6 protein-coding genes and 1 tRNA gene are annotated in these 6,113 nt (G+C 62.4%); all 7 read right to left on the bottom strand.

The window, feature by feature from the left end:
• Positions 1-150: 150 nt before the first annotated feature.
• Positions 151-225 (bottom strand) — tRNA-Gln (locus LCF60_RS18950).
• Positions 226-289: 64 nt separating this feature from the next.
• Positions 290-1,651 carry a mechanosensitive ion channel family protein gene (locus LCF60_RS18945; RefSeq protein WP_292293962.1) on the bottom strand — a complete coding sequence of 454 codons (1,362 nt, stop codon included), beginning with the start codon at positions 1,649-1,651 and terminating at the stop codon, positions 290-292.
• A gap of 48 nt (positions 1,652-1,699) precedes the next feature.
• Positions 1,700-2,713 (bottom strand): diguanylate cyclase, encoded by a 1,014-nt coding sequence (locus tag LCF60_RS18940; protein WP_292293960.1) that lies wholly within the window; start codon positions 2,711-2,713, stop codon positions 1,700-1,702.
• Complete coding sequence (locus tag LCF60_RS18935) at positions 2,710-3,309, bottom strand: heme NO-binding domain-containing protein (RefSeq protein WP_292293958.1); 600 nt, start codon at positions 3,307-3,309, stop codon at positions 2,710-2,712. The genes LCF60_RS18940 and LCF60_RS18935 overlap by 4 nt, the downstream gene beginning before the upstream one ends.
• A 68-nt stretch (positions 3,310-3,377) precedes the next feature.
• Positions 3,378-4,937: a trimethylamine methyltransferase family protein gene (locus tag LCF60_RS18930; RefSeq protein WP_292293956.1), complete on the bottom strand. Its 1,560-nt coding sequence runs from the start codon at positions 4,935-4,937 to the stop codon at positions 3,378-3,380.
• A gap of 96 nt (positions 4,938-5,033) precedes the next feature.
• Positions 5,034-5,744: an HAD family hydrolase gene (locus LCF60_RS18925; RefSeq protein ID WP_292293953.1), complete on the bottom strand. Its 711-nt coding sequence runs from the start codon at positions 5,742-5,744 to the stop codon at positions 5,034-5,036.
• Positions 5,741-6,025, bottom strand: coding sequence for a DUF3572 domain-containing protein (locus tag LCF60_RS18920; protein WP_292293952.1), 285 nt, complete (start codon positions 6,023-6,025; stop codon positions 5,741-5,743). The genes LCF60_RS18925 and LCF60_RS18920 overlap by 4 nt, the downstream gene beginning before the upstream one ends.
• Between the last annotated feature and the right edge of the window lie 88 nt (positions 6,026-6,113).

Raw genomic sequence — 6,113 nt, 5'->3', positions numbered from 1 at the left:
AGTCGTTAGGTGTCGTCGGAAACCGGGTGAGAGCCACCCACAAAGAGGACCCGTTGGCCTCAGGACAACTCCTTCGAGTGGGGCAGTTTTGGGGGCATTTTCTGCCCTGGAGGCCCCACAAGGGGTTACAATACTGATGTCAGGATGAACTGGCTGGGGTGGCAGGATTCGAACCTGCGGTACGCGGTACCAAAAACCGTTGCCTTACCACTTGGCTACACCCCAACCGTGCGGCGCTACTTACGCCGCCATTGAAGCGGGATCAAGACCCTTAAAACCGAAAAATCTCTTACTCTTCGGGGGCGTCCTTCGTGAGCAGATCGTCCTTGTGTTTTTCGGCGCGTTCGGTCGCGACGATACGCTCCAATTCCTTGTCCATCGCCGCTTCGACATCGCCGATCGTCTGGGTCACCGCCGCGACGGCGGCCGCGTTGGTGGCGGTCTTCACGTGGATCTCGGAGGGCTGGTTCGGCACGTCGCTGGGTGTGACGCCCATGCCGACCACGCGCAGCGTGGTTTCCGGCATGACAATTCCTGCGTGATCAAATGCGGCCATGCAGAGGCGCCAGGCTTCGCTGCGTGCACGCAGGTAGCTGGTTTCATGCTGCCGGATCCAGCCCGCGACCTGAAGGATGACGGCACTGTCGCCCAGCTTTTCGATCCAGACCGCCGGCGCGGGCTCGGGAATGACGAACGGCAGGGAGGACACGGTCTGCAAGGCAAGCTCTTGCGCGCGGACAAGGTCGGTATCGTAGGCCACGCCCAGGTCGATGACAAAGCGTCGTTCGTCGTTGCGGGTGTAGTTCACGATCCTGCTCTTGAACACTGTCGCATTGGGAATCCGGATATGATTGCCGTCAAAGCTCAGCAGGATCGTGGCTCGGCTCGTCAGGCGGATCACCTTGCCGATATCACCTTCGATCTCAACCTGGTCGTTCGGGCGAAAGGGCTGGCGAATCGACAGCATGACCGACGCGATGAAATTCTCGACCGTGTCACGAACCGCAAAGCCGATGGCGAGACCGATGATCCCCGCCGCTCCGAGGATTGTCGAAAGAAGCGCCGTCGCGCCGAGGATATCAAGCGCGATGACCACACCGCCGAGAAGGAACGCGATGCGGATGATCTGGCGGTAGATGTCCGCGATAAAGGCGTTCGGAGCCAGCCTGTCCCACGGATACCGCATCCGCGCAAGCAGGACACCCACGAGCACGACAAGGCCAAAGGCAGCGATTGCGACACCGGCCAGCGGCAGGAAATTGACGAGTTGTTCGAGCCGCGCGCGAAACCGCTCCAGCGCCGGGTTGAGTCGCTGCGCGACATCCGTGGTTTCCAGGACCCGGTTTTCCACCGCGACGACCCCTTCGACGCGGCCCGCGATGTCGTCAAGGCGATCCACCGCCGATCCGTCCAGGGCAGTGCCCCTCATCGTGACGATGCCGGCATTGACCATGACCGTGACGTCCTCATAGCCATTCAGTTCGTCCAGAATCTCGCGGATGCGACGGGCGATGGCGGCGTCCTGGGCGTCACTGTCCTCGACCGCGATCATGCCGGTCGGCTGATCCGTGGACTGCGCCGGAGCCGGGCTGCCGGCCAGGACCAGCGTGAAAAAGCTTGCCGCAAAAATCAGGCGAAGGATCACTGTCATGGTGCGAACACTGCGCGACGCCCGACCGCCATGCAAGCGAGTTGGATGTCAACTGCGGAGGCTGACATGCGGAAGGTCGAGATCCGACAGGCTTTGCCCGAGATCGGGCGACCAGAAGACATACCGCCCGCGCCCGGACCGCTTGGCCGCATAAAGCGCCACGTCCGCCCGTTCCATAAGCGCGGCGGGGTCCACGCGGCTGTCGGGGGTTTTCAGGGCAATCCCCAGGCTTGCGCCGACCCGCGCCTCCTGGTCATCGACAATCATTGGCTTGGATGTCTGGTGGATCAGGCCAAGCGACAGGTCGCGCAGACGAAGCGTGTCGGTGAGACCGGGGCAGATGATGGCAAATTCATCGCCGCCCATGCGCACGAGCAGGTCGTCCTGGCGGGTCTGCGACCGCATGATCGCGGCCACACGCTTGAGAATCGTATCTCCGACGGCGTGGCCCAGAGTATCGTTCACCTCTTTGAAGTGATCGAGATCCATATGCATAACGGCGTAGCCCGTATCGGAATGCCGCAGTCGTGTCAGCGCAGATTCCAGTGCGCGCCGGTTGTGCAAACCGGTCAACTCGTCGGTCAATGCGTCGGTCTCGGCCGCCAGGCGGGCCCCGTTGAGCCGGGAATTCAGGCTGAAGGACGCCGCCATCGCGCTTGACTTGGCCTCTTGCAGGAACAGCAATTCGACGGCCAGATCACCCGCTGCGAAATCCTGCGCGGTCAGTCCGAAACGCTGCACTGCCTCTATCACGGCGATGCCGAAGGACAGATCCAGGATCACACCACCGTCCTGATCCTCGATCGCGAGGGCCCGCAAACCGATGTCGGGCTCTGTCCGCAAGCGCAGGCGCAGCACCTCGCCGGCAAGTGACCGCAGCGCTGGCATGTCCAGGGGCCTGACGGGGCGCACCACTTCGAAAACCTCGAGAAAACGGCGACCGACAACGTCTCCCGCGCCGATCCTGCCCAGACCTGCACCAGCCTGAACGATATGCCCCGTTTTGCCGACGCAGACATGCAGCGGTCGCAGCCTGGCCAGAAGATCCAGCGCCGAGATCATGCCGTCCGGACCTTTGCACCAGCCGCAAGGCTGAACCCGCGGTCTTTGGCGAAGGCGGTATCGACAATCGCCACTTCGATTGTCTCGGCCCCATCGCGGGTGCCTTGGTGGTCGAGCACCGCCAGCGTTCCGTAATCATCCGCCATGGCGCGCAACAAGCCGACGAGAACATGGCCGAAGCCCGAAGGCGAGCCGAAACTGGTGATGATGAACCGCTGGGAAATCGCTTCGCGCACGTCGATCTGTGGCAGGATCAGGCCGGACACGGCCAGTCGCGTGCGGTCTGGCAGATCGCCAAGCGAATGGAGCAATTCAGAGAAACTGTGCCCGCCGAACCGCATCAGGCGCCGGATCGAGGCGTGGTTCTGGTGCGTGATGAGATAGGTACCGATATCTTCGAGGATCATCGCCTGTGGTCGCTCCAGCGCCTTGGCACAGCCATCCAGGACGCGCGGAAAATAGGACGCATCATATTGCAGCATCGCTTCGAAAGACGTGATTTCGATATCGGCCAGTGCGATCGCCCGCGCCCACATATCCGGTCCGAAACTGTCCGATACGTACGCTTCGACCGTACGAAAGATCAATCCATGCATCGCCTGCGCCCTCTTCTTGTCGCGCAGCTTGGCAGGATGGTCTTAAAATCCGGCAAACACGTACAATTCTAGAAATCTGTCGGGGCTCCGCCCTCGGCCTTGCGACGCGCCACGAAGGCGGCGAGTTCTTCCTCTATCGCCTCGTCCATCGGAGGTGCCTGGAAATCTTCCAGGATCGCCTTGTAGGTGACATGCGCGCGTTCAGCGGTCCAGATGCTGCCTGCCGCCTCCCAGGCCTCGAAGTTCTTCCAATCGGACAGGAAGGGCTGGTAGAACGCCGTCGAATACCGTTCCTGCGTGTGCTTGGTTCCGAAGAAGTGCCCGTTGCTGCCGACCTCCCGGATCGCCTCGAGGCCCAGCCCGTCATCGCTGACATCGCAGATCGCCGGGTCCATGTAGCGGATCATCTGCTGGATCACCTCGCAATCCATGACGAACTTTTCCGGGCTGGCGATCAGCCCGCCTTCAAGCCACCCGGCCGCGTGGTAGACCATGTTGCTTCCCGACTGGATCGCCGCCCAGAGGCTGTGTTCGGTCTCCCACATCGCCTGACCGTCGGGCACGTTCGCGGCGCAGACACCCGATGATCGCAGCGGCAGGCCGTAAAACCGCGCCATCTGGCCGGTCATCTGCGTCGCGCGCATGTATTCGGGCGTGCCGAAAGCCGGTGCGCCGGATTTCATGTCCACATTCGAGGTAAAGGTCCCGATGGCGCAGGGGGCGCCGGGGCGGATGATCTGGGCGAGCACGATTGCGCTCAGCCCTTCTGCCAGCGACTGCGCGACGGCGCCTGCCATCGTCACCGGCGCCATGGCCCCGGCCAGTGTAAAGGGCGTGACGATCAAGCCCTGCCCGCGCACGGCGCAGCGCATCCAGCCATCGAGCATCGGAAAATCATGCTTGAGCGGCGAGGTCGAATTGATGTTGGTGTACATCCGCGGCGTGGCTTCGAATTCGGCATGGCTCAGACCGCTGGCAATGCGCACCATCTCCATCACGTCCTCGACCCGCTCCTTGCCCAGCGAATAGGCATGGGCCACCTTGTCGGTCAGCGTCAGCTTGTCATAAAGCACATCGAGGTGGCGCACGCTGGCATGGAGATCCACGGGTTCGACCGGATAGCCCCCGACAAAGTGGATGCAGTTGAAATACTGCGACAGCTTGAGGAAATTGCGGCACATCTCGCGGGTGCCGGGAAGCTTGCGACCGACCTCCATGTCCCAATAGCTGGGCGGTGACGAGACATTGCCGAACAGGATGTGCCCGTCGCCCACGGTGATCCGGCGCTCCGGATTGCGCGGCGTGATGCTGAAGGAGGACGGCGCCTTGCGCAGATGCTCCATGACGAGGTCGCGGTCCATACGGACGTTCTCGCCGGCGACCCTACAGCCTGCATCCCTGAGGATCTGCACCGCCTTGGGATTGAGAAACTCGATGCCAAGCTCTTCGAGGATCACCATCGCCGTGTCATGGATGCGCAAGACGCCGTCTTCATTGAGCGGTTCGGTCGGACGGTCGATATTGACCGGCAGGGTCCAGGGCAATTGCTCGATCGCAGCCGACCCGCGCCGGACGGCATGACCGGAGCGTCCGCCATTGCGTCTTTTGCGTATGATGGCCTCGGTCATGGTCGCCTCCCGGGTTACCCCTTCAGCTAGGCACCACAGCGAGGGCTGTTCCTGCCGGAACACGACCCTTATCGTCGCTTTTGGCCACAAGCCCTGTCAGCTCAGGCCAAGCCACTCCGGAAGATGGCCGATATCCGGAAGCACGACATCGGCATAGGGGGCAAGATCATCCGTCCCGGCCATCCCGGTGAGCACCGCAACCGTCGCCATCCCGGCGGCGCGCCCCGCAACAAGATCATGCGTACTGTCACCGACCATGACGGACCGGACCGGCGGAACGCCGATGGCGTTGCAGAACGCACGGAGCTGACCGGGTTCGGGCTTTGCGCCGAAACCGCTGTCCGAGCCGGCGACAAAGCTAAACCGGTCGCGCACGCCGACCGTGTCCAGATGGACAAGCGTCGGGCCTTCAGCATCGTTGGTCGCAATGCCAAGGTGCAGTCCATGTCCGATCAACCTGTCAAGCAGCGGGGCCAGCGATACTGCCTCGACCATCCGGACGGATGCCGCCTCGTCATTGATGCGCTTGAACAGGTCCCGGCGCGACAGGTCGGGGAACTCGGGCAGCAACGCATCAACCAGATCCTCCGGTGTTCCGGCGATCAGGAAACTGTCCGGCGCCAGGCGCGCCCGTTCAAGATCATAGCCGATCAGGTCACCCAGCGCACCCGCGCGCGCCCGGTCGCCATCTGCCAACCGGACCAGAAAACCTGCCGTCCACGCTTCCCACGTGGCGGCGAAATCGAACAGCGTGCCATCCTTGTCGAACAGGATCGCGCCGATATCGCGCGGCAGGCGCAGCGTCATGTCCAGTGAACCTGCGCCCCGCCCGGAAGCGCCGCGCGGGCTTGCATCAGGCGATCGTAAGGGATGGCAGCCACGTCACAGAACGCGATCACCCAGGCATCGTCCATCATGATGAAATCCAGCACGGACGCCTGGAACTCCGGGTCGGCCACCCCGTTTCGGAACGCGTCTTCATCGACACCGGTGGATCCCATGAAGACCGGCAGGAGATCGTCGTTTCCCGCCAGCCAGGCAATCGCCTGAAGCGCGACCTGCTCTGCACCATCTTTCGAAAGCACCATTTTTAGCCATTTCCCAAACTCTTTATTAACCAATAGCGGCAATGAATTGGTGAGCAAGGTCTTAACGCCCGATACCCCCAACGGAGCT

Origin of the sequence: Marivita sp., assembly GCF_020055635.1 — a bacterium.
GTDB lineage: Bacteria > Pseudomonadota > Alphaproteobacteria > Rhodobacterales > Rhodobacteraceae > Marivita.
The sequence above is the reverse complement of the archived record's forward strand: the minus strand, read 5'-3'. Positions and strand labels throughout refer to the sequence as shown.

Excerpts from the sequence above, each read along its gene's own strand:
- LCF60_RS18930 (WP_292293956.1), bottom strand. The coding sequence starts at position 4,937 with ATGACCGAGGCCATCATACGCAAAAGACGCAATGGCGGACGCTCCGGT.
- LCF60_RS18940 (WP_292293960.1), bottom strand. The coding sequence starts at position 2,713 with ATGATCTCGGCGCTGGATCTTCTGGCCAGGCTGCGACCGCTGCATGTC.
- LCF60_RS18945 (WP_292293962.1), bottom strand. The coding sequence starts at position 1,651 with ATGACAGTGATCCTTCGCCTGATTTTTGCGGCAAGCTTTTTCACGCTG.
- LCF60_RS18920 (WP_292293952.1), bottom strand. The coding sequence starts at position 6,025 with ATGGTGCTTTCGAAAGATGGTGCAGAGCAGGTCGCGCTTCAGGCGATT.
- LCF60_RS18925 (WP_292293953.1), bottom strand. The coding sequence starts at position 5,744 with ATGACGCTGCGCCTGCCGCGCGATATCGGCGCGATCCTGTTCGACAAG.
- LCF60_RS18935 (WP_292293958.1), bottom strand. The coding sequence starts at position 3,309 with ATGCATGGATTGATCTTTCGTACGGTCGAAGCGTACGTATCGGACAGT.